Origin of the sequence: Sporichthya sp. (assembly GCF_013815995.1) — a bacterium.
Lineage (GTDB): Bacteria > Actinomycetota > Actinomycetes > Sporichthyales > Sporichthyaceae > Sporichthya.
In genome coordinates this window covers 1-21,701 of the sequence record NZ_JACDFE010000045.1, presented here as the reverse complement: position 1 = coordinate 21,701, position 21,701 = coordinate 1, and the positions used below count along the sequence as shown (strand labels likewise).

The 21,701-nt window shown below is 71.0% G+C and carries 24 protein-coding genes and 2 pseudogenes; 5 read left to right on the top strand and 21 right to left on the bottom strand.

Annotated elements, in window-relative coordinates; genetic code table 11:
* The 6 genes and pseudogenes from H0X00_RS23735 to H0X00_RS07530 all read right to left on the bottom strand — a co-directional run.
* A pseudogene (locus tag H0X00_RS23735) lies at positions 1-148 on the bottom strand (5-dehydro-2-deoxygluconokinase); the annotation flags it as partial.
* 102 nt (positions 149-250) lie between these two features.
* Positions 251-1,228, bottom strand: coding sequence for a TIM barrel protein (locus H0X00_RS07550; protein ID WP_293768648.1), 978 nt, complete (start codon positions 1,226-1,228; stop codon positions 251-253).
* Complete coding sequence (locus H0X00_RS07545) at positions 1,225-2,286, bottom strand: Gfo/Idh/MocA family oxidoreductase (protein ID WP_293768646.1); 1,062 nt, start codon at positions 2,284-2,286, stop codon at positions 1,225-1,227. The genes H0X00_RS07550 and H0X00_RS07545 overlap by 4 nt, the downstream gene beginning before the upstream one ends.
* A gap of 222 nt (positions 2,287-2,508) precedes the next feature.
* Positions 2,509-3,063, bottom strand: coding sequence for a rhodanese-like domain-containing protein (locus tag H0X00_RS07540; protein WP_293768645.1), 555 nt, complete (start codon positions 3,061-3,063; stop codon positions 2,509-2,511).
* A 95-nt stretch (positions 3,064-3,158) separates the two neighbouring features.
* Positions 3,159-3,749, bottom strand: a complete 591-nt coding sequence (locus H0X00_RS07535; RefSeq protein ID WP_293768644.1) for a nucleotidyltransferase family protein — start codon at positions 3,747-3,749, stop codon at positions 3,159-3,161.
* Positions 3,750-3,756: 7 nt separating this feature from the next.
* Positions 3,757-4,470 carry a histidine phosphatase family protein gene (locus H0X00_RS07530; protein ID WP_293768642.1) on the bottom strand — a complete coding sequence of 238 codons (714 nt, stop codon included), beginning with the start codon at positions 4,468-4,470 and terminating at the stop codon, positions 3,757-3,759.
* Positions 4,471-4,582: 112 nt separating this feature from the next.
* On the opposite strand from H0X00_RS07530, the gene H0X00_RS07525 reads away from it, so the two are divergent.
* Positions 4,583-5,785 carry an acyl-CoA dehydrogenase family protein gene (locus H0X00_RS07525; protein WP_367186484.1) on the top strand — a complete coding sequence of 401 codons (1,203 nt, stop codon included), beginning with the start codon at positions 4,583-4,585 and terminating at the stop codon, positions 5,783-5,785.
* Between the two features lie 7 nt (positions 5,786-5,792).
* Here H0X00_RS07525 and H0X00_RS07520 read toward each other — a convergent pair whose 3' ends face one another.
* The 11 genes from H0X00_RS07520 to H0X00_RS07470 all read right to left on the bottom strand — a co-directional run bounded on the left by H0X00_RS07520 (position 5,793) and on the right by H0X00_RS07470 (position 14,387).
* Entirely contained in the window at positions 5,793-6,311 is a 519-nt protein-coding gene (locus H0X00_RS07520) for a hypothetical protein (protein WP_293768638.1), read from the bottom strand.
* Positions 6,312-6,387: 76 nt separating this feature from the next.
* Positions 6,388-6,981, bottom strand: coding sequence for a TetR/AcrR family transcriptional regulator (locus H0X00_RS07515; RefSeq protein WP_293768636.1), 594 nt, complete (start codon positions 6,979-6,981; stop codon positions 6,388-6,390).
* A 42-nt stretch (positions 6,982-7,023) separates the two neighbouring features.
* Entirely contained in the window at positions 7,024-7,638 is a 615-nt protein-coding gene (locus H0X00_RS07510; protein WP_293768634.1) for a TetR/AcrR family transcriptional regulator, read from the bottom strand.
* Positions 7,635-8,927, bottom strand: coding sequence for an AMP-binding protein (locus H0X00_RS07505; protein ID WP_293768632.1), 1,293 nt, complete (start codon positions 8,925-8,927; stop codon positions 7,635-7,637). Before H0X00_RS07505 ends, H0X00_RS07510 begins: the two co-directional genes overlap by 4 nt.
* Position 8,928: 1 nt before the next feature.
* Positions 8,929-9,366: a hydroxyphenylacetyl-CoA thioesterase PaaI gene (gene paaI, locus H0X00_RS07500; protein WP_367186483.1), complete on the bottom strand. Its 438-nt coding sequence runs from the start codon at positions 9,364-9,366 to the stop codon at positions 8,929-8,931.
* A gap of 53 nt (positions 9,367-9,419) precedes the next feature.
* The gene (locus H0X00_RS07495; RefSeq protein WP_293768628.1) at positions 9,420-10,508 is read right to left on the bottom strand and encodes a 2Fe-2S iron-sulfur cluster-binding protein; all 1,089 of its coding nucleotides are present in this window, start codon (positions 10,506-10,508) and stop codon (positions 9,420-9,422) included.
* On the bottom strand, positions 10,508-11,008 hold the full coding sequence (paaD, locus tag H0X00_RS07490; protein WP_367186478.1) for a 1,2-phenylacetyl-CoA epoxidase subunit PaaD: 501 nt from the start codon (positions 11,006-11,008) through the stop codon (positions 10,508-10,510). The genes H0X00_RS07495 and paaD overlap by 1 nt, the downstream gene beginning before the upstream one ends.
* Positions 11,002-11,808, bottom strand: a complete 807-nt coding sequence (paaC, locus tag H0X00_RS07485; protein ID WP_293768624.1) for a 1,2-phenylacetyl-CoA epoxidase subunit PaaC — start codon at positions 11,806-11,808, stop codon at positions 11,002-11,004. The genes paaD and paaC overlap by 7 nt, the downstream gene beginning before the upstream one ends.
* The gene (gene paaB / locus H0X00_RS07480) at positions 11,805-12,086 is read right to left on the bottom strand and encodes a 1,2-phenylacetyl-CoA epoxidase subunit PaaB (protein WP_293768622.1); all 282 of its coding nucleotides are present in this window, start codon (positions 12,084-12,086) and stop codon (positions 11,805-11,807) included. Before paaB ends, paaC begins: the two co-directional genes overlap by 4 nt.
* A 73-nt stretch (positions 12,087-12,159) precedes the next feature.
* The gene (gene paaA, locus H0X00_RS07475; protein ID WP_293768620.1) at positions 12,160-13,092 is read right to left on the bottom strand and encodes a 1,2-phenylacetyl-CoA epoxidase subunit PaaA; all 933 of its coding nucleotides are present in this window, start codon (positions 13,090-13,092) and stop codon (positions 12,160-12,162) included.
* Positions 13,093-13,205: 113 nt separating this feature from the next.
* Positions 13,206-14,387, bottom strand: coding sequence for an aromatic ring-hydroxylating dioxygenase subunit alpha (locus tag H0X00_RS07470; RefSeq protein WP_293768618.1), 1,182 nt, complete (start codon positions 14,385-14,387; stop codon positions 13,206-13,208).
* A 99-nt stretch (positions 14,388-14,486) separates the two neighbouring features.
* On the opposite strand from H0X00_RS07470, the gene H0X00_RS07465 reads away from it, so the two are divergent.
* Entirely contained in the window at positions 14,487-15,053 is a 567-nt protein-coding gene (locus tag H0X00_RS07465; protein WP_293768616.1) for a thioredoxin family protein, read from the top strand.
* A 5-nt stretch (positions 15,054-15,058) separates the two neighbouring features.
* Positions 15,059-16,018 carry a lipase gene (locus H0X00_RS07460; protein ID WP_293768614.1) on the top strand — a complete coding sequence of 320 codons (960 nt, stop codon included), beginning with the start codon at positions 15,059-15,061 and terminating at the stop codon, positions 16,016-16,018.
* Between the two features lie 23 nt (positions 16,019-16,041).
* Here H0X00_RS07460 and H0X00_RS07455 read toward each other — a convergent pair whose 3' ends face one another.
* Positions 16,042-16,899 carry an alpha/beta fold hydrolase gene (locus H0X00_RS07455; protein ID WP_293768612.1) on the bottom strand — a complete coding sequence of 286 codons (858 nt, stop codon included), beginning with the start codon at positions 16,897-16,899 and terminating at the stop codon, positions 16,042-16,044.
* A gap of 90 nt (positions 16,900-16,989) precedes the next feature.
* On the opposite strand from H0X00_RS07455, the gene H0X00_RS07450 reads away from it, so the two are divergent.
* Positions 16,990-17,637 (top strand): TetR/AcrR family transcriptional regulator, encoded by a 648-nt coding sequence (locus H0X00_RS07450; RefSeq protein WP_293768610.1) that lies wholly within the window; start codon positions 16,990-16,992, stop codon positions 17,635-17,637.
* 7 nt (positions 17,638-17,644) lie between these two features.
* Here the strand turns inward: H0X00_RS07450 and H0X00_RS07445 are convergent, their stop codons facing one another.
* Positions 17,645-18,313 carry a TrkA family potassium uptake protein gene (locus H0X00_RS07445; protein WP_293768608.1) on the bottom strand — a complete coding sequence of 223 codons (669 nt, stop codon included), beginning with the start codon at positions 18,311-18,313 and terminating at the stop codon, positions 17,645-17,647.
* Entirely contained in the window at positions 18,306-19,682 is a 1,377-nt protein-coding gene (locus tag H0X00_RS07440; RefSeq protein WP_293768606.1) for a TrkH family potassium uptake protein, read from the bottom strand. The genes H0X00_RS07445 and H0X00_RS07440 overlap by 8 nt, the downstream gene beginning before the upstream one ends.
* A 320-nt stretch (positions 19,683-20,002) precedes the next feature.
* On the opposite strand from H0X00_RS07440, the gene H0X00_RS07435 reads away from it, so the two are divergent.
* Positions 20,003-21,184, top strand: coding sequence for a thiolase family protein (locus H0X00_RS07435; protein ID WP_367186482.1), 1,182 nt, complete (start codon positions 20,003-20,005; stop codon positions 21,182-21,184).
* A 27-nt stretch (positions 21,185-21,211) separates the two neighbouring features.
* Here H0X00_RS07435 and H0X00_RS07430 read toward each other — a convergent pair.
* Positions 21,212-21,701: pseudogene (locus tag H0X00_RS07430) on the bottom strand (MFS transporter); the annotation flags it as partial.

Here is a 21,701-nt window from a genome sequence, read left to right as displayed (position 1 = left end):
GGGCCGCCGCGACCGCGACGTTGGCCGCGCTGCCGCCGAGATACTTGCCGAAGCTCTCGACGTCCTCCAGCCCGACGCCGACCTGCAGCGGGTACACGTCGACGCCGATCCGACCGATCGTCAGGACCTCCGGCGCCGTCGGGTTCATCGGGCCACCGTTTCGCGCATGGATGAGCAGAACCCCGCGACACGCCGCGGAATCGCTCTCTTGGATGCCGATGCGGTCATGGATGCGCGAATCCCCGGGGGCCTACGCGCCTACCGCGGCCCGCAGGTGGGCCAGGCTGGCGTTGACGTCGGCCCGGATCGCGTCGGCGGCCTCGGCGTCGGCGGCCTCGGCGGTCCCGGCCGCTCCCCGTGGCGTCGGCAGGATGCGGTCCTGCTCCAGCACGTACCAACCGGCGTAGCCGGCGCTCTCCAGCGTCTCCATGATCTCGGCCACCCGGGCGTCGCCCTCGCCGAGCGGCCGGTACATCCCGGTTCGCACGGCGTCGGTGTAGGTCAACTCGCCCGCGCGCACCCGGGCCGCCATGGCCGCGTCCACGTCCTTGAGGTGCACGTGCTTGATCCTGGCGGTCGCCACCTTGGCCAGTGCGAGCGGGTCCCCGCCGCCGGCCAGGCAGTGCCCGGTGTCCAGGCACAGGCCGATGGTGGCCGCAGCCAGCACCCGGTCGACCTCCTGCGGGCGCTCCACGATCGTCCCGACGTGCGGGTGCAACGTGGCGAGCAGCCCGTGCTCCGCGGCCGCGTCGGCGAGGCGGTCCAGGTTCATGCAGAGCAGCGTCCAGGCGTCGTCGTCCAGCACCGGCCGGGCGTCGTAGCCGTCCTGCCCGCTCACCGCGGCGAGGACGACCACACCGGCCCCGGCCTCGGCGAAGGCGCGGAACAGCGAATCGAAGTCCGCGGGATCGATCTCGGCTGTGTGCGCGACCACCGGGACGAACCCGCCGACCGCGCTCATCCCATGGCGGCTCAGCGCGGCGGCGCGATCTGACCCAGCATCAGGAAGGAAGCCGTCCGGGCCGAACTCACTCGCCGCGAGCCCGGCGGCGGCCATCTCGGCCAGCACCAGTTCGACCGGGAGCTGGTAGCCCCAGCCGGGCACCTCGCAGACGCCCCAGGAGATCGGGGCGCCGGCCAGGCGCTGGGCCCACGGCCGCGCAGCACCGGGTCGAGCCATCCGCTGCCGCGGACAACCCGCAGCTTCAGTGTTCACAGCCTCGCTCATGTCACACCTTCCGCGACGGAGAGCCCGCGGCCGCCGTGCTGGCCGGGAACCGTCGGGCCGCCGGACTCGATCTCGCAGATCGAGACCGGACGGCGCTCGCGGCGGGAGATCTCGCAGGCCTCGGCGAGCACGAAAGCAGCCAAGGCGTCGGCGACCGTGCAGCGACTGGTGCCGCCGCCGCGGACCAGCCCGACGAAGGCTGCCATCTCCGCGGCGTAAGCGCCGGCGAAGCGTTCCAGGAAGCCGGGGTAGGCCGGGGCATGCGGGTAGGTCATCGGCTCCATCGACCGGACCGGGGTGCGCTGGTCCAGCCCGACCGCAACCGAGTCGCGGTGGCCACGGACCTCCATCCGGACGTCGTAGCCGGCCAGGTTGTAGCGGCTGGCCGAGAGCATCGCGAGCGAGCCGTCGGTCATCGTCAAAGTGACCGCAACCGCGTCGACGTCGCCGGCCAGGCGGATGTAGTCATCGCCGAGGTTGGCGCCAGTGGCGTAGACCTCGACGACCTCCTGGCCGCTGACCCAGCGCAGGATGTCCAGGTCGTGCACCAGGCAGTCCCGGAAGATGCCGCCGGAGACCGTGACGTAGGCCGCGGGCGGTGGCGTCGGGTCCAGGGTGTGACCGGTGATGGTGTGCACCTGACCGAGTGCGCCGGAGGCGACCGCAGCCTGGGCGGCGACGTAGCCGGCGTCGAAGCGACGCTGTAAGCCGACCTGGACCACACCACCCATCGCCTGGATCCGGTTCAGGACCGCGCGGGTGCCGGCGATGTCCGGGGCGACCGGCTTCTCGCAGAACACCGGGATGCCGGCCTCGACCCCGCGCAGCATCAACGCCGCGTGGGTGTCGGTCGGCGTGGCGACGACCAGGCCGTCGACGCCGGCCGCGAGCATCGCGTCCACGTCGCCCGCGCAGGCGACCCCGAGGTCCTCTGCCGCTGCCTGGGCCCGGCCCGCGTCCGCGTCGGCCACGACCACATTTGCCGCCCCGACGGCAGCCACCAAGTTCTGGGCGTGCAGCGCTCCGATGCGCCCTACGCCTGCGACCCCTATCCGCACTTGAGTCCCCCCGAGAGACGTGTCTTCTCCCCAAGCCTCCCGCTTCCAGGCCAAACGCGCATCAACATCCCGCTATCGGTGGCCGGACGGTGGACCCGCAATTCCGGTAAGCCGGACCTAGCGGACAGGTAAGCCCCGAGACGACTCTGGCCGCGGGCCCGGGCTATCGCAGGTACTCGATGGCCCGGCCACGCGGCCAGAGTGAGATTCCGGTGCGGGCGCCTACGTGCGCAGGGCCTCCAGGGCGGAGTCGATGTCGGCGCTGGCGGCCCGGTTGAACGGGAGCTTGGCGAGCATCGAGCCCATCATGCAGGTGTTGGAGACGGCCGCGAAGGTGAGTCCGCCGCCGATGGCGCCGGAGAGGAACTTGGCTTTCGGGTACTTCAGGCTGAGCGCGATACCGGTCAGCACGAGGGAGCCGGCGACCAGACGGACCTGGCGCTCGATCGTCCAGGCGGAGGCGCCGCCGTCGGTCTCGCCGCCGACGGACTCCCAGGCAGCGAGGCCGCCGTCGAGGACCGAGACGTTGGTTCGGCCCTTGGCCCGCAGGGTGTCGGCGGCGATCTTCGCCCGGCCGCCGGACTGGCAGACGACGACGAGGTCGGTCGCGCTGCCGGCCAGGGCGTCGGCGTGGGCGTCGAGGTCACCGAGCGGGATGTTGTGCGAGCCCGGGATCCGGGCCGCGGCGAACTCGCCGGGCGTGCGGACGTCCAGCAGACGGACCGAGCCGTTCTGCTGGCGCAGGGTCGTCGGGCTGAGGGTGTCGGGCAGGCTCATCACGCGCTCCTCGTTCGGGTGCCAGGCGGTCAGTCTACGCCGGGCGGAGTCAAAGTAAACTTGTGCAGTCGACTTTCGGTCGTGGGACTTTCGGGCTAACACCCTGCGGCGCCGTCTGCTCCCCCGCGGGCCCGGGCCAGATCCTCAGGGGTGTCGATGTCAGCGGCGTCGCCCAGGTCATCGCACTCGACGCCGGTGATCTGGTCGGGGTGCGCGGCCAGGTACGGGCGGGCCCCCTGGTCGCCCTCGGCCAGCCGGGACACCTCGGCCCAGGTCGCGCGATCGAGCAGGACGGGGTTACGCCGTTTGCCGCCGTAGGTCGCGGTGGCCACGATCGCGCCGTCGGCGTGCGCCGCGAGCAGTCGAGAGACAACCGCGGCCGGAATCCCGGGCTGGTCCACCAGCGAGATCACCGCCGCCCGCGCGGTCCCGCCGGCCAGCACCGCAAGCCCGACCCGCAGTGAGGAGCCCATGCCGGTGGCCCAGGCCGGGTTGGCGACGACGCTTGCCCCGGCCACGTCGAACGGGGCGGCGCCGGAGACCACGACGACCGGGTCGCAGCCACCGTCGCGCAGGACCCGGACGGCCCGGTCGACCAGGCGCACTCCCGCGATCTCGACCAGCGCCTTCGGCTGCCCGAGCCGGCTGCCCGACCCGGCGGCGAGCACCAGCCCGGCAACGGTCACGGTCGGCTCAGATCAGGGCTTCGTCGGAAGCCTGCGAGAAAGCCGGCCCGAGGTGCGCGGTGTCGTTGACGCGGCGCACGATCGGCAGCCCGTCGTGCACGATCAGCTGGCTGACCGAGCAGTTGTCGACGTGCATGAACGCCATCGGCGAGCAGCCGGTGGCGAGCGCGATCGCCGCGCCGATGACCCCGCCGTGGCAGACCACGGCGATCCGCTCCCCCGGGTGCGCGTCGACGACGAGCTTCAGGCCGGCCCGGACCCGGGCCGTGAACGCCTCGTCGCCCTCGCCGTTCGGGACGTCGTCCCAGCTGCCCTCGCGCATCAGCGTCAGGATCATCGGGTCCTGCTGTTCCAGGCGGCGGCGGAACTCCCCGCCCTCCCAGTCGCCGAGCTGGATCTCGCGCAGCTCGGGCACCACCACCGGGGTCAGGCCGGTGAAGGAGGCCAACGGCGCCGCGGTCTGCTGGGTGCGGATCAGGGTGGAGACGTAGAGGGCCTGGATGCCCGCACGGGACATCCGCTCGGCCATCGCCGCCGCCTGCCCGTGGCCCTTGTCCGAAAGCTCGGGATCGGCCTGGCCGGTGTCGGTGCGCCGGAAGTTGCTGGCCGTCATCCCGGCCGACTGACCGTGCCTGATCAGCAGCACGTCGGTCGCCCCTTCGGGCACCTGGAAGCCCTTCTGGGGGTACGCAATTTCGGCGCTCGACGTGTCCACGGACATGCCCTGTACCTCCAGCTGCCGACCCGGTCGCGTCCGTTATCGACGTTACCGCGATCCTGTACTCGGCAATTCCGCCAGCACAGTGACGCAGCTGACACAGGAGTACGACGCCATGGGCCGCCTCGCGCAGACCGAGAACCTCACCGACGTGCAGCAGGAGATCCTGCGCACCGTTGTGGACTTCGTCGAGAAGGAGATCATTCCGACCGCCCAGGCGTTGGAGCACGCCGACGAGTACCCGCAGAAGATCGTCGACGGAATGAAGGAGATGGGCCTGTTCGGGCTCACCATTCCCGAGGAGTACGGCGGCCTCGGTGAGTCCTTGCTCACCTACGCCCTGGTGGTCGAGCAGATCGCCCGCGGCTGGATGAGCGTGTCCGGCATCGTGAACACGCACTTCATCGTGGCCTACCTGCTGATGCAGCACGGCACCGAGGAGCAGAAGCAGAAGTACCTCCCGCGGATGGCCGAGGGCGAGCTGCGGGGCGCGTTCTCGATGTCCGAGCCGGAGTGCGGCTCCGATGTCGCCGCCATCAAGACCAAGGCCAAGGAGGACGGCGAGGACTTCGTCGTCAACGGCGCCAAGATGTGGCTCACCAACGGCGGCTCGTCCAGCCTGGTCGCGGTGCTGGTGAAGACCGACGAGGGCGCGGAGTCTGTCTACAAGAACATGACCGTCCTGCTGGTCGAGAAGGAGCCGGGCTTCGGCGAGGTCGCCAAGGGCCTGCTGATCCCCGGCAAGATCGAGAAGATGGGCTACAAGGGCGTCGACACGACCGAGATGGTCTTCGACGACTTCCGAATCGCGCAGGAGCACGTGCTCGGCGGCGCAGCGGGCCGCGGTCGCGGTTTCTACCAGATGATGGACGGGGTCGAGGTCGGCCGCGTGAACGTGGCTGCGCGCGGTTGTGGAGTGGCCCTGCGTGCCTTCGAACTCGGCGTCCAGTACGCCCAGCAGCGTCACACGTTCGGCAAGATGATCGCCGAGCATCAGGCCGTGCAGTTCCGCCTGGCCGACATGGCCTGCAAGGTCGAGGCCGCGCACCAGATGATGACGATGGCCGCGCGGAAGAAGGACTCCGGGGAGCGCAACGACCTCGAGGCCGGCATGGCCAAGTACCTGGCCAGCGAGTACTGCCGCGACGTCGTCGAGGACTCCTTCCGCATCCACGGCGGGTACGGGTTCTCCAAGGAGTACGAGATCGAGCGGCTCTACCGCGAGGCCCCGATGCTGCTGATCGGCGAGGGCACCGCGGACATCCAGCGGATGATCATCGGCCGGCGCCTGCTTGAGGACTACAAGATCCGGACCTGATGCCCCGTCATTCCTTGGGCGTCTCGTTCATCCGGTAGCAGGCGTACTGCAGGAGGATCGAGTAGACCTGCTGGCCCAGCTCGTAGGTCGGCGTGAACTGCGCGGTGCTGAAGCGCTTGATGATGATCGGGACCACCTTGGTCTCGAACATCCCGGTCTGCATCTGCACGCAGGTGGCCCGGATCTTCTTGACCGCGGCTCCGTCGGTGGTGACCAGGCGGGGTTCGACCTTGCGCAGCTCAGCGACGACAAGGCCCTGCCAGCCGCCGAGGGTCTGAGCGGACACGGCGTCGGAGGTCGTCGGCACCACGATCTCCGGCGCCACCGTCGCGGCGGCGGAGGCGCCCTTCATACCCTTGCCGGCCTTGCCCGGCTTGTCGGCCGTGTCGGCGTTGGCGGTCGGCGACGCGGAAACGCTGGCGATCGTCGCCTCGGCGGCGGCCGCGTCAGGAGCGTCGTCGGACCCGCCGCACCCGGTCAGGGCGAGAGCGGCGACCAGCGCCAGGACCACACGTCGAGCTGCCATGACTCGGACGCTAACTCCGTAATGTCACCGCCATATGAACCCGCGTTTCCGATGGGGACGCGGCCGCGGACCGGGGTCAGGGGGCGAGGCCGCGCACGATGGTGTCGAGCAGCCGCTCGTACGTGGCACCGGCGTCGTCGGTGAGCACCAGCGAGTGCAACTCCAGCGCGACCGCGCCGTGCACCGCGTGCCAGATCTGCTGGGCGACCTCGGTGACGTCGCCCTGCCGCAGCACGCCCGCCGCCATCGCGTACTCGACCCGGGCCAGCAGCTCACCGAAAGCCTGCATGGAGGCCTCGGCGACCTGGGCCGAACCCAGCCCGATCCGGGCCAGGAAGATCGCCTCGTAGTGCTGGTCGTTGGCGAGGGCCCACTCCCGGTACCGCCTGCCGCCGGCCTTGAGCCGCTCGGCCGGGTCGGGCTCCTCGTGGCGGGCGACGGCGCTGCGGAAGTCCCCGATCGCCCGGATCAGCAGCGCGTCGACCAGGCCGTCCTTGCTGCCGAACCGGCTGTAGACGCCCATCGGCGCCACCCCGGCCTCGGCGGCGACCGCGCGCACCGTGACCCCGGCGAGACCGTCCCGGCGGAGCACCGCATCGGCCGCCCGGAGCAGGGACGATTCGACGTCCTGGCTCGGCGTGCGCTGGGGTGCGAGGCGGGGCGGGGTCACGCCGTCATAGTGCACCCCGAAGCTGAATAGAACAACGTTCCACTACTCCGCGGGGCGGACCCGGAGGCCGGACAGGGCCAGCTCGACGACAGCGTCGGCGAGCGCGGCCTCGCCGAGCTCACCGCCGGGGCGGTACCACTCGGTGAGGGAGTTGATGAGGCCGAAAACCAACCGGGCCGCCAGGGCGGGGTCGGCGCTGATGCGCAGGTCCCCCTCGGCCTCGGCTGCGGCCACCAGCGCGGTCACGCGGTGGTCGAATTCACGCCGTCGGGCCAGGGCCGAGCGTTCGGTCTCGGTGTTGCCGCGCACCCGCAGCAGCAACGTCACGTGCGGGAGCTCGGCGACCAGCAGGGCGACCGAACCGCGCAGCAGCTCCTCCAGCCGGCGCACTGCTGCGCCCTCCCCGGCCTCGGCCGCCTCCAGGGCCGCGAAAAGCCCACCCAGAGCGCGATCCAGGGACCGGCGCAGCAGCTCTTCCTTGCCCTTGACGTGGTGGTAGAACGAGGACTTGGTGATGCCGGCCGCGCGCGCCAGGTCGTCCATACTGGTGCCGTCGTAACCGCGCTCGCCGAAGACCTCGACGGCGACCGCGAGCAGGGACTCGACGTCGTAGCGGCTGCGCTTTTCGACGGTCACTTCCACCGGCTCTGCGCTCATCGCAGGTCCAGCACACGCCTGGCCTTACCGACGGAACGCTCGATCGCACCCGGCTCGCCGACCTCGACCTTGGCGCCGAGTCCGAGCTCGGCGAGCAGCAGGGCCTGCAGCGCGCCGGCCAGGTCGTCGTAGCGGGAGGCCTCGACGTCGGGGCGGGCCTCGGTGCGCACGGTCAGGACGTCGAGACGGTCCGGGCGGGTGAGCACGCAGAGGAAGTGCGGTGCGAGTCCCTCGACACGCAACACCATCTGCTCGACCTGGCTCGGGTAGGCGTTCGCGCCGCGCACGATCATCATGTCGTCGGCCCGGCCGGTGATGCGCTCGATACGCGGCATGCCGGGCCGGGAGGTGCCGGGCAGCAACCGGGTCAGGTCGCCGGTGCGGTAGCGGATCACCGGGAAGGCCGCCTTGGTCAGCGAGGTGAGCACCAGTTCGCCGCGCTCCCCCTCCGGCAGCGGGACCCCGGTCTGCGGATCGATGATCTCCGGCCAGAAGTGATCGGCCCAGATGTGCAGGCCGTCCTTGGAGTCCACGCATTCCTGCGCGACGCCGGGGCCCATCACCTCGGACAGGCCGTAGATGTCGACGGCGTGCATACCGAACCGGGCCTCGATCTCCACGCGCATGCCCTCGGTCCACGGCTCGGCGCCGAGGATGCCGACCTGCAGCGAGTTCTCCGCGGGGTCCAGGCCCATCCGCTCCATCTCATCGCCGATCGCGAGCAGGTAGGACGGAGTGATCATGATGACCTCGGGCCGCAGATCCGCGATCAGCTTGATCTGACGCTCCGTCATGCCGCTGGAGACCGGGACGGCGGTGCAGCCGAGCTTCTCGGCGCCGTAGTGCGCGCCGAGGCCACCGGTGAACAGTCCGTACCCGTAGGCGATGTGCACGGTCATCCCGGGACGGCCGCCGGCCGCGCGGATCGAGCGGGCCATCAGGGTGGCCCAGGTGTCCAGGTCGCCGGCGGTGTAGCCGACCACGGTGGCCAGCCCGGTCGTGCCGGAGGAGGCGTGAATGCGGGCGAGCTCAGCGCGCGGGACCGCGAAGCGGCCCCAGTTGTCCGCGCGCAGATCGGCCTTGGTCGTGAACGGGACCTTGGCCAGGTCGGCCAGACCGTGCACGTCGTCGGGGTGTGCGCCGGCGGCGTCGAAGGCCGCTCGGGTCGCGGTCGAGTTCTCGTAGGCGTGGCGCACCGACCACCGCAGCCGTTCCTCGGCGACGGCGGCGACCTCGTCGGCCGAGGCGGTCTCGATGGGGTCCAGTCCACCCCGGGAATCTGCACTCATGTCAGCCGCTCCGTGATCCGCCAGGGTCGATTGGATTGGCGGCCGCCCCCGGTTGGGTCTCGCCGATGGTGCGTGAACGGCCACGGAACTCCGCGACGATCTCCGCCCCTCCGTCGGAGGTGCCGCGCGTGACCGTGACGTCGTAGATGCCGCTGCGCCCGAACCGGGTCCGCTCGACCGCGCGGGCGGTCAGGACGTCGCCGGGTGCGGCGGCCTTGCAGAACGTGATGTCGGCGCCGGCCGCGACCGTCATCGGGCCATGGCTGTTGCAGGCCAGCGCGAACGCGGTGTCGGCCAGGGTGAACAGCACGCCGCCGTGGCAGATGTCGAAGCCGTTGACGTGTTCCTTGGTGACGGTCATCGTCACCGTCACCTCGCCCGGCGCGGCGTCGACCAACGAGATCCCGGCGGCGCCCGACGCCCGGTCGCCCCGCATCATCGCGTGCGTGACCGCGTTCGCGACCTTCATCGGATCGAGGCCGGATTCCGTGCTCATCGGTCGTAGTCCACGGTTACCTCGTCGCTGGTCGGCCGGGCCTGGCAGGTGAGGACGAAGCCGCGCTCGAGCTCGTCGGGTTCGAGGGCGAAGTTGGCGTCCATCTGCACCGTCCCGCTGTTGACGGTGGCCCGGCAGGTGCCGCACACCCCGCCGCGGCAGGCGAACGGCGCGTCCGGGCGCAACCGGAGCACGCCGTCGAGCACGGTCTCCTCGGGGCTGATCTCGATCTCCCCGCTGCGCCCGTCGAGGGTGAAGAACACCGTGCGGTGCGGGCCCTCGATCGGGCCGTCGAGGACCGGCCGGGCCGGCAACGGGCCGACGTGGAAGAGCTCGCGGTTGATCCGCGACGCCTCCACCCCGCGGGCGATGAGCACCTCGGACCAGGCCGCGACGGCGTCGTTCGGACCGCACAGGTACCAGGCATCGGCGTCGAGCGGCACCAGCGGCCCGAGCACGCCGTCGAGCTTGGCGGCGTCGAGCCGGCCCGCCCGCAACGGCGAGGCCTGTGGTTCGCGGGAGAGGAAGTGCAGCAGCTGGAAGCGCGCCGGGTGACTGTCCTTCAGATCTGCCAGCTCCTCGCCGAACATGATCTGGGCGGACCCGCGAGAACCGTAGAGCAACGTCATGGTGCTCGCGGGCTCGGCCGCCAGCACGCTGGCCACGACCGAGAGCACCGGGGTGATTCCCGACCCGGCCGCCAACGCGACGTGGTGGCGGGCCGTGTCGGGACGGAGGTCCGTGCCGAACTCCCCCATCGGCGTCATGACGTCCAGCTGCATGCCGGGGCGCAGGTCGCGCACCGCCCAGCCGGAGAACGCGCCGCCGGGCAGCCGCTTGATGCCCACCCGCAGTGGACCGCCGGCCGGCGAGGCGATCGAGTAGCTGCGCCGGCTGTTCGGGGCACCGTGGTCGCTGCGGATCGTCAGGTGCTGGCCAGGGCGGAACGTGTAGGCCGCGGCGAGTTCGGCGGGAACGTCGAAAGTAACCGCGACCGAGTCCGAGGTCAGCGGCTCGACCGAGGCCACCGTCAGGAGGTTGAAGGCAGCGCGGGCGCGCGGCGGTGCTGCCGCTTCCACAGTCATCAGTGCGCCTTCATCCGCTCGAAGGGTTCCTTGCACACGTTGCAGGCATGCAGCGCCTTGCAGGCCGTGCCGGAGAACCGGGAGAGCTCCCGGGTGTCCATCGAACCGCACTGCGGGCAGCGCACGCTCAGCGTCAGGCCGATCGGGCCGGTGCTCGGCCCGGGGGGCGCGATGCCGTGCTCCTCCAGAGTTGCGCGGCCGGTGTCGGTGATCCAGTCGGTGGTCCAGGCCGGGGCGAGCACCGTGCGGATCTCGACGCCAGTGGCGCCGGCCGCGGTCGCCGCAGCACGGACATCCCCAGCGATGGCCTCCATCGCCGGGCAGCCCGAGTAGGTCGGGGTGATCGTGACGGTCACCTGGGTGCCGTTGACCTGCACGTCGCGCAGGATGCCGAGGTCGGCGATGGTGATCAGCGGCAGCTCGGGGTCCAGCACGGCCGCCACCGCCTCGCGAATGTCGCTGCGGATGACATCCGTTGCTCCAGGGGCGGAGGTCACCACTGGGCCCCCGGGTGCTCCAGATGCAGCGAGGTCATCTCCTCCAGCAGCGCGCCGAACTCCGGCGTGTGAATCCCGGAACGGCCGCCGCCCGGCGCGGGCGTCATCTGAGGCACCGTCAGCGTGGCCTCGGCGAGCACGCTCTCGACGTACCTGGTCCAGGCCGGGCGCAGCGCGGCCGGGTCCACCGCGGCACCGAGTCCGACCAGTCCGGCGGTGGCCGGGTCCGGGGCGAACAGCTCGTCGGCATACGGCCACATGGCCGCCAGCCCGTCCTGCATCCGCCCACGGGAGACCTTGGTGCCGTCGCCGAGGCGCAGCGTCCAGAGGCTGGCGTGGTCACGGTGGTAGGCGACCTCCTTGACCGCCTTGCCGGCCAGCCCCGCCAACGTCGGGTCGGCGCTGGCGGTCAGGGCGTCGTAGAGCTCGAACTGGTAGGCGGAGAACAGCAGCTGCCGGGCGACCGTGGCGCCGAAGTCACCGTTGGGCCGCTCCACCAGGTGCACGCAGCGGAACTGCTCGGGCGCGCGGCGGTAGGCCAGCGCGTCCTCGTCCCGACCGTCGAAGGACCCGGCGTAGGTGAGCAGGGTGCGGGCCTGGCCGAGCAGGTCGAGGGAGATGTTCGCGAGCGCGACCTCCTCCTCCAGTTCGGGGGCGTGGGTAACCCACTCGATCAAGCGCTGGCCGAGGATCAGCGCGTCGTCGCCGAGGGCGAGGGCGTAGGCGGCAACCGGGCTGGTGCTCAGGGTCGCGCTCCCCTCCTCGCTCGTTCCTGGCTCGTCGGCTCGGCTGCTCCCGATCACAGGTGGTCGACCTCCGGCGGCAACGTGTAGAAGGTCGGGTGCCGGTACACCTTGTCGCCGGCCGGGTCGAAGAAGGAGTCCTTCTCCTCCGGGCTGGACGCGGTGATCGAGCCGGCCGGGACGACCCAGATCGAGACGCCCTCCTGCCGACGGGTGTAGAGGTCACGCGCGTTGCGCAGCGCCATCTCCGCGTCCGGGGCGTGCAGGCTCCCGACGTGCGCGTGCCCGAGGCCGCGACGCGGCCGGACGAAGACCTCCCACAGCGGCCATTCGCTCACCCGGCCACCTCGCTGCGCTCGGTGTCCGGCTTCGCCGGGGACCTGTGCCCATGTGGTCGCTCGCTCCGCTCGCTCATGCTGCGCCAACCTTCGCGGCCTGCTTGCGCGCGTACGCGGTGGCGGCCTCGCGGACCCACTCGCCTTCGGTGTGCGCGGCGGTGCGACGCTCGATGCGCTCGGTGTTGCACGGGCCGTCGCCCTTCACCACACGGGCGAATTCTTCCCAGTCGATCTCGCCGAAGTCGTGGCTGTTGCGCTCGGCGTTCCAGCGCAGGTCGTTGTCCGGCAGCCGGACACCCAGGACGTCGGCCTGAGGGACCGTCATGTCGACGAAGCGCTGCCGCAGGTCATCGTTGGAGTGGCGCTTGATCTTCCAGGCCATCGAGGCCGAGGAGTTGGCCGAAGCGCCGTCCGGCGGGCCGAACATCATCAGCGAGGGCCACCACCAGCGGTTGACCGCGTCCTGCAGCATCGCGCGCTGACCGTCGGTGCCGTCCCGCAGGGCGAGCAGCATCTCGAAGCCCTGCCGCTGGTGGAAGGACTCCTCCTTACAGATCCGGATCATGGCGCGGGCGTACGGGCCGTAGGAGCAGCGGCACAACGGGACCTGGTTGACGATCGCGGCGCCGTCGACCAACCAGCCGATGACGCCGACGTCCGCCCACTCCAGCGTCGGGTAGTTGAAGATCGTCGAATACTTCTGCGCGCCGGTGTGCAGCCGGTCGAGCAGGTCGGAGCGGTCCACCCCGAGGGTCTCCGCGGCCGAGTACAGGTACATCCCGTGGCCGGCCTCGTCCTGCACCTTGGCCAGCAGGATCGCCTTGCGCCGCAGCGACGGCGCTTTGGTCAGCCAGGCGCCCTCCGGCTGCATCCCGATGATCTCGGAATGGGCGTGCTGGGCGATCTGGCGGATCAGGGTCGCCCGGTACTTCTCGGGCATCCAGTCCCGGGGCTCGATCCGCTCGTCGGCGGCCAGCACCGCGTCGAACTGCTCCTGCTGTTCCATGTCCCGCTCCCGTTACCCGACCGAATGTTCGGTTGGGTCAAGACTAAGCGAGAGGGCGCCCGGGAGTCAACGAAGGCGGACAGATGATGCCCTGACGTCCGACGAAGCGTGCGTTATAGCGCACAGTTCTTCGGACGCTGCGGCTCGAGCTCCGCAGCCAGCCCTTCGTGCAGCTGGGTCAGAGCGAATTCGTAGCGGCCGAAGACCACGTCCTCGGTGCGGGCCGCGAATCCGCGCTGGACGCCCTCGGCCATCGCGCGGTCCTCGAGCAGACCGGTCTCGACGAAGGAGATGTCGCGGTGGACGGCCTCCGGGATCGAGCCGTCCTCGGCGGGGAGCGCAATCTTGGAGATGACGAGCATCGAACTGGTCTGACTCACCGGCTCGACCACCACGAACGCGCTGTGCGCCGTCAGCCGGGCAATGATCGCGTTCGGGAAGATGTGGTCGACGATCGTCAGCGCCTTGCCGAGGTGCCACTGCTCGGGCGGGGTCTCGCCCAGCATCTCGACCCGCCGGAACGGGAAGGTCACCCGGGAATGCCGCCCGGAGTGCTCAAGCACCGTGAGGTTGTCGTACCCCATCGGGAAGAACGTGTTCTTGTGGGTCTGGCGGATGTGGTAGCCCTCCAGGAACCCTTCGGTGAGCACCTTCCAGTTGCCCTCGACCGCGATCCGCTCGGTCTCCACCAGGACATGACGGTCCGTCAGCCCGGGCACCTGCTCGACGGAAGAAAAGTCCGCCTCGCCCTCCTGCTGCACGAACACCAGACCCGCCCGCTCGTGGCACGGCACCGGCGCGAGTCCCCGATCGACCAGCTCCACCCCGTCGAAGCCGTAAGCGTCCGGGACGTGCGAGAGCGCCCCGTCGAGCCCGTAGACCCAGCCGTGGAAAGGGCAGACGAACGACCGCGCGCAACCGGCGCCCTCGACCAACGCGGTGCTGCGGTGCCGGCATGCGTTGCGGAAGACCCGGACCTGGCCGGCACGGCCACGCACGGCCAGCAGCGGCACCCCGGCCGCGTCCCGGGCGACGAACGATCCCGGCTCGGTCAGGGCGGCGGAGGTGCAGAACGGCACCGGGACCCGGCGCAGCATCTCAAGCTCGGCGGCCAGTCGGGCCGGGTCGGTGTAGTCCGCCACCGGCACCCGACCGGTACGCGGACCGAGGTCGGTGGTCCCGGCGGCGATATGGGCGACGATGCGCTCGACCAGGGCCACCGGAGAGAGGTAGGGCGTCGGCCCGCCCGAGGGGTCGGGGAGCACGGCGGTCCGGTCGACCGATGTCTGCGTCACGGCGGGCCGCCTTCCTCGAAACTCCTCTTCGAGGCTAGGCGAGATTCACATAGAGGTCAACGCCATTGCCACAACGCGTCGATCGGCGATGATGCGGACATGGCCATCGCCTCCCACATGGTTTCGCTGGGGACTCCCGCACCGGACTTCGCGCTGCCCGCGCTCGGCGGGGGCATCGTCTCCCTCACCGACCTGGCCGGCGCCCCGGCGCTGCTGGTCGTCTTCCTGTCCAACCACTGCCCGTACGTCAAGCACCTGGAGTCCGCGCTGGGACCGCTCGCGGAGAAGCTGGCCGGAGACGGCCTGGTCACGGTCGCGATCTGCAGCAACGACACGGACCGCTACCCCGACGACGGACCGGCGGGCCTGGCCGACCAGGTCGCCCGCGCCGGATTCACCTTCCCGTACCTGATCGACACCACGCAGGAGACCGCGACGGCCTTCTGCGCGGCCTGCACCCCGGACTTCTTTCTCTACGACGCGCAGCGCCGCCTGGCCTGGCGCGGGCAGTTCGACAACTCGCGCCCGAGCACAGGCGGCCCGGTCACCGGCGAGACCCTGCGGGCGGCGGTCGAGCACGTGCTGGCCGGCCGCCCGGTCCCCGAGCCGCACGCCCCGAGCCTGGGCTGCGGCATCAAGTGGAAGGCGGGGAACGGACCCTCGTGAAAGGTGTGCTCGCGACCGGCGTTCTGGCCGGTGCCCTGGTCGCCGGCGTGGTCCCGACCTCGGCGGTCGCGGCCCGCACGCCGGACACCGGTCCCCCACTGTCGGTCTCGACGACCTGGCTCGACACGAACCTGGCCTGTGCGACCGGGGACACCGACAAGGCCACCGTCCTGTTGCTGCCGGGCACCACGGTGAACACCGACGAGAACTTCGGCTGGAATTACGCCCAGGCGTTCTCCCTGGAGCAGCAGCCGTTCTGCACCCTCGACCTGCCTGACCGCACGATGGGCGACATCCAGGTAGCGGCCGAGTACGTGGTCGCCGCGATCCGTGCGGTGTACCGCCACAGCGGGCACAAGATCGCGATCCTCGGCCACAGCCAGGGCGGGATGATCAGCCGCTGGGCTCTGAAGTACTGGCCGGACACCCGGGGCATGGTCGATGACCTGATCGGGATGGCGCCGTCCAACCACGGCACCGATCGGGCGATCCTGCTGTGCAGCCCGGACTGCGCGCCGGCGATCTGGCAGCAGCGCACCGGCTCGGCGTTCATGAACGCGCTCAATGCCGGCCCGGAGACCTGGCCCGGGATCAGCTACAGCGTGATCTACTCCATGACCGACGGCATCATCGTCCCGCCGGAATCCTCGGAACTGACGACGGGTCAGGGCGAGATCGCCAACATCGTCGTGAGCGAGGCCTGTCCCGGCCGGAGCCCGGATCACTTGAGCTTGGGCACCCATGACCCGGTCACCTACGCGCTCGTCGAGGACGCGCTGGGGCACGACGGCCCGGCGTCGAGAGAACGCTTCGACGACGCCTTCTGCACCGCGGTGTTCCAGCCCGGCGTGAACCAGGCCTTCGCCGCACTGCACTTCAGCCGGGCCACCAGCGCGGTCGCCGCGACGATCCTGCTCACCGCGCACGTGCCCAGAGAACCGAAAACCGCGCCCTACGCGAGGTAGGACGCGGTCTCGATCGTTCGGGATCAGTGCCCGTGCGCCGCCAAGGCCTTGAGGGTCAGGGCGAAGGTGGTCGGATCGTTGGCCATCGAGGCGTGGCCGGCGTAGTTGGCCGGGTCGACGTCCTGCAGCGCGATGTTCTCGGCGCCGGTGAGGAAGCTGGTCTGGTACGGCGTGACCAGCTCGTCGTACTTGGTCGCGATGACGGTGTAGTGCACCGTGCCCGGGGTCTCGTCATCGGCGTTGAGGGCGGTGAGGAAGTCCGAGCCGGGCATGAACTGCGGGCACGACCCGCAGTACTGACCCAGGTGGCCGTCCCAGCCGGGGACGGCCGTGCGCAGGTCGGTGATGCCGTGGATGTTCGTGCCGTGGTTCGGCCCGGCCCACCCGACGAAGTGGTCGACCTTAGCCGCGCCGCCGAGGAACTTCAGGTACCAGCGCGGCATGATCGCGCCCTCGGAGTACCCGACGATGTCGACCTTCCTGGCGCCGGTGGCGGCCAGCACCTCGTCAACGAACGCGGACAGCTCGGCCGCGGACTCGTTCATCGGCTTGAGTCCGCCACGGCTGGGGTACCGCGGGTCCATGCCGTAGGTCTTGGCGAACACGCAGTAGCCCTGCCCGGCCAGGTACGGCGCGAGGAAGTACCAGTTCTCGCTCGCGGTGGCACCCAGGCCGTGCACCAGCACGACGGGGTTGGGCTTGGCCGCGGTCGGCCTGCAGGTGAAGTCGTTGGCGCCGGACAGCGCGGGCTCGGGGATGATCCAGGCGTGGTCCGGCGGAACGTCGGCGTTCGCGGTACCGAGGCCCAGCGGGCCGGCTACGGCGAGAGCGAGTGCGGTCATCGCGGTGGCTGCGGCTGCGGCAACACGGGTGAGCTTCACGGGACGCCCCTTTGGTCGGCTGCGCCCTACTGAAGCACCTTTCGACCGGACTTGGAAGCATTTCCAAGAAATTTGTGCAAGACTGCGCGCATGGCTCCGCTCCAGGCCCGACGCAAGGCGCAGCCGCGCCGCGAGGCACTGCTCAAAGCCGCCGTCGAGGTGGTCGGGACCGAGGGCCTGGCCGGGACCACGCACCGCTCCGTCACCGAGGCCGCGGGCGTGCCGCTGGCGACCGCGAGCTACTACTTCTCCTCGATCGGCGAGCTGGTCGCCGAGGCCCTGCAGGCCTTCGTCGCCGGTCGAGCGGCCGAGATGGCGGCCCCTGATCTCGGGGAACTGCACGGCGTACTCACCCCCGGCGACATCGCCGGCTGGTATGCGGCGAAGGTGATGGAGCTCGACGGCCCGCACCGCCTCGCCTTCTACGAGGTCCTCGTCAACGCGCCCCGCTCCCCCGAGCTCGCCGGGCCGGCCCGGGACGCGCTGCGGACGTACGGCGAGGCCGCCCAGGCCGGGCTGCGCGCGGTCGGTGCGGCGGGCGACGACCGGCAGTCCCGCGCCTACGTCGCCCTGGCCCTCGGACTCGGCCTGCTGCACCTGGTGGATCCGGGCGAGGACGACACCGACCAGCTCTACGAGGCGATCCGCGATCTGTTCCTCGGCCAGGAGCGCACCGCCACCGACCCCGCCGGTGTGGCCGCGCGCCTCGCCACCCCAGCGGCGACGACCACGTCCTGACGGATCGTCAGCTCGACTCGGAACTGAACCCCTCGATGTGTTCGGTCCGGCCGAAGACGTAGATCACGTCGCCGATCTGCAGGACGGTGTCCGCCGTGGCGTAGGCGAAGTCGTCGCCACCCGCATGCTTCACCGCGACCACCGTGATCTTGTACTTCCTGCGCAGCGGGGACTGGTTCAGCGGCACCCCGATCGCGGACGCCGGCGCGAGCATCTTGATCATCGCGAAGTCGGCGTCCATCTCGATGTAGTCGAGCATCTTGCCCTGCACGGTGTGCGCGACCCGCTGGCCCATCTCGTGCTCGGGGAACACGACGTGGTGCGCGCCGACGCGTTCCAGGATCCGGCCGTGCGGCTCGGTCATCGCCTTGGCCCAGATGTCCGGGATCCCGAGCTCCACCAGCAGCGAGGTGGTGAGGATGGAGGCCTGCATGTCGCTGCCGATCGCGACCACGGCGCGGCGGAACTCACCGATGCCGAGTTCGCGCAGGGTGTCGAGGTCGGTGGAGTCCGCGGTGACGACGTGGGTGAGCCGGCCCGCCATCCGCTGCACGATCTCGCGGCGGCTGTCGATGGCCATCACCTCGACGTCCTCACGCACCAACTCCAGTGCGAGCGCGCTGCCGAACCGGCCGAGGCCGATCACGACCACGGCGTCCTTGCGACGGTCACCCAACGATCGTCCTCTCCTCGGGGTACTCGTACCGGCGGTCGCGTTCGCGCAGCGCGAGCGCGGAGGCCATGGTCAGCGGTCCGATCCGGCCGATGAACATCAGCGCCACCACCACCAGCTGCCCGCCCCGGCCGAGGTCGGGGGTGATGCCGGTCGACAGCCCGACCGTACCGAAGGCGGAGGTCGCTTCGAACAGCACGCGGTCGAACGGATGGTCGGTCAGCCCGAGGAGCACCAGCGTGCCGGCCATCACCAGGCCGATGCCCAGCAGCGCGATCGCCAGCGCCTGGCGCTGGTTGGCCTCGGGAACCTGCCGGCGCCCCACGTGCACCTTGGCCTGGCCCCGCATCTCGGCCCAGATGACGAACGCGAGCAGGCCGAAGGTGGTCACCTTGATCCCGCCCGCGGTGCTGGCGCTGCCGCCGCCGATGAACATCAGGATGATCTGGAGGAGCAGGCTCTCCTCCCGCATGGCCCCGATGTCGACACTGTTCAGCCCGCCGGAGCGGGGCATCACCGAGGCGAAGAACCCGGCGATCATCTTGTCCGGCACGTCCAGCGGACCGAAGGTGGCGTCGTTGGACCACTCGGCGACGGTGATCAGCGTGGTGCCGAGCACCACCAGCACCCCCGAGACGCCGAGGGTGAGCTGGGTGAGCACCGACCACTCGCGCGGGCGGCGCCAGTTCCGGGTCAGCTCGAAGATCACCAGGTAGCCGATGCTGCCGAGCAGCACCGCGCCGGTCACGGTCAGGCTGACGATCGGGTCGCGCACGAACCGGCTCATGCTGTCGCTGTAGAGCGACAGGCCGCCGCTGTTGAACGCCGAGACCGCGTGGAACACCCCGTCGTAGGCCGCGCGTCCCCAGGACATGTCGTAGTGGGTCGCGAATCTGACGGTGAGAATGGCGGTGACGATGGCCTCGGTGACGAGGCTGAACACGATGATCGCGCGGAGGACCCGACGGACGTCGCGCAACTGCAGCGTCTTGGTCTCGGCCTGGATCAGCAGCCGGGCCCGCAGCCCGAGGCGGCGGGAGACCACGAGGGCGATGATCGTGGCCATCGTCATGATGCCGAGGCCGCCGATCTGCATCAGCAGCAGGATCACGACCTCGCCGAAGGTCGACCAGTGCCCGCCGGTGTCGACGATCGCCAGCCCGGTGACGCAGACCGACGACGTGGCGGTGAACAGCGCGTCGACGAACGAGGGCCGCTCCCCCGCCTCGGTCGCCGCCGGGAGCATCAGCAGCGCCGTCCCGGTCAGGACGGCGAACCCGAAGCCGAAAGCGATCAACCGCGCGGGGTGGGCCAGCTGGTCGCTGACGCGTCGCTGGCGGCGGGCGCGACGCTCCTCGGCGGTCCCGCTCACCCCGGTCCTCCCAACATCTGCAGCGTGGCGCGCCTTCGAGGCTCGGGCATGAGCGCGCCGCGCAGCAGGAGATGGCGACAGCGGGGCGAGTATTTCCCACCTCAGGCGACGCCCCCGGCTGCCCCGCCGCCGCCGGCGCCCCGACTCTGGGTGGCCGGCCGGGCCATCCGTGGCCGCCGAGGGCCCGGGCACGCGACCAGAGTCGCGGGAGGGGCGGTCGATAGTCGACAAATATCTTGCGAGCCGCGTGATTTATGTCTACTTTCGAGGCAGAGCGGCGCCCCGTCCCCGGCGCTGCCCCGTCCCGCAGGAGCTTCCGCCTGCGCTTCGCCGATGTCGCCATCCCCGCCGGCCACGCCTGGTCCTCCCCGTTCGCGAAGTGGCAGGGCACCCTCGCCGACGTGTCCAGCCTCGACCTGGCCGCCGCGGTCACCACCCGCGCGCTGGCCGACCGCGGCGTGGACCCGGCGTCCCTCGACGGCCTCGTGCTGGGGTGGACCATCCCTCAGCGCGAGGTGTTCTACGGCGCACCGACGCTCGCGGGGCGGATCGGCGCACCCGGGCTGTCCGGGCCCATGCTGGCGCAGGCGTGCGCGACGTCGGTGGCGGCATTGGTGTCCGCGGCCGGCGCGGTGACGGCGGGCGCCGGCACCCAGCTGGTCGTGCTCACCGACCGGACCAGCAACGGCCCGACCCTGCTCTACCCGCAGCCCAAGGCGATGGGCGGCTCGCCCGCGACCGAGACCTGGGTGGTCGACTCCTTCGGCCACCCGTGGACCGGCCAGGGCATGCTCGCGGCCGGTGAGACGGTCGCCGCCAAGCACGGCGTCACCCGGCAGGAGTGCGACGAGCTGACGCTGCTGCGCTCGGAGCAGTACCAGCGCGCCCTGGCCGACGACCGCGCCTTCCAGCGCCGCTACCAGGTGCCGGTCTCGGTCGGTGCCAAGCGTCCGGTGACGCTGGACGCCGACGAGGGCATCCGCCCCGCGGTCGCGGAGGAGATCGTCAAACTGGGCCCGGTCGTCCCCGACGGCGTGCTGACCTTCGCCTCCCAGACCCACCCCGCCGACGGCTGCGCCGGTGCTCTGGTGACGACGGTTGAGCGGGCCCGTGAACTCTCCGGCGGGGCCGGGGTCGTGCGGGTGCTGTCCGCGGGTCAGGCCAGGGTCGCCAAGGCCCACATGCCCGAGGCCCCCATCCCGGCGGCGCTGGCCGCCCTCGCCGCCGCCGGGCTGAGCATCGACGACGTCGACGCGGTCACCACGCACAACCCGTTCGCCGTCAACGACCTGGTCTTCGCCAAGGAGACCGGCTTCCCACTCGAGCGGATGAACGCCTACGGCTCCAGCCTGATCTTCGGCCACCCGCAGGCCCCGACCGGGATGCGCTCGATCGCCGAGCTGATCGAGGAGCTCCGCCTCCGCGGTGGCGGGGTGGGCCTGTTCACCGGGTGCGCCGCCGGCGACATCGGTGCGGCGCTGGTGATCCGGGTGGAGGACTGACGCTGACGGCGGTCGCCGGCTGACCCGTCAGTTCTCGCGCGGGTTCCATTGCCCGGCGGGAACCGGGTCGGGTGGTAGCTGGGCGCCGACGACGCGGCGCGGTCCGGTCGGAGCCGACTGTCCACCGGAGCCGTTCAGCCTGGCCGGCCCCGCCTGCTTCGGCGGTCCGGATGGGCTCGGTGGCTTGGCCTGCGTCGGTGGCCCAGCCTGCGCGGGCGGCTCGGCGGACTTCACCGGCCGGATCAGCACCAGCGCGATCGTCGCGGCGATCAGGCCGATGACCCCGGCCACGCCCAGGGTCCACTGGACGCCACCGACCGCGGCCGCGTGGATCGCATCGCTGAGGCCGGGGTCCTGCGCGAGCAACTCCCCGGACCGCCCGCCGGCGACAGCCCGACCGGCCTCCGCGGCGTCGTCGATCCCCCGATCCTCGAACACGTGCTGCGCGCGGGCGTAGAACAGCGTACCTAGCGGGGCGATGCCGAGCGCGAAGCCGAGCTGGCGTGAGGTGTTGACG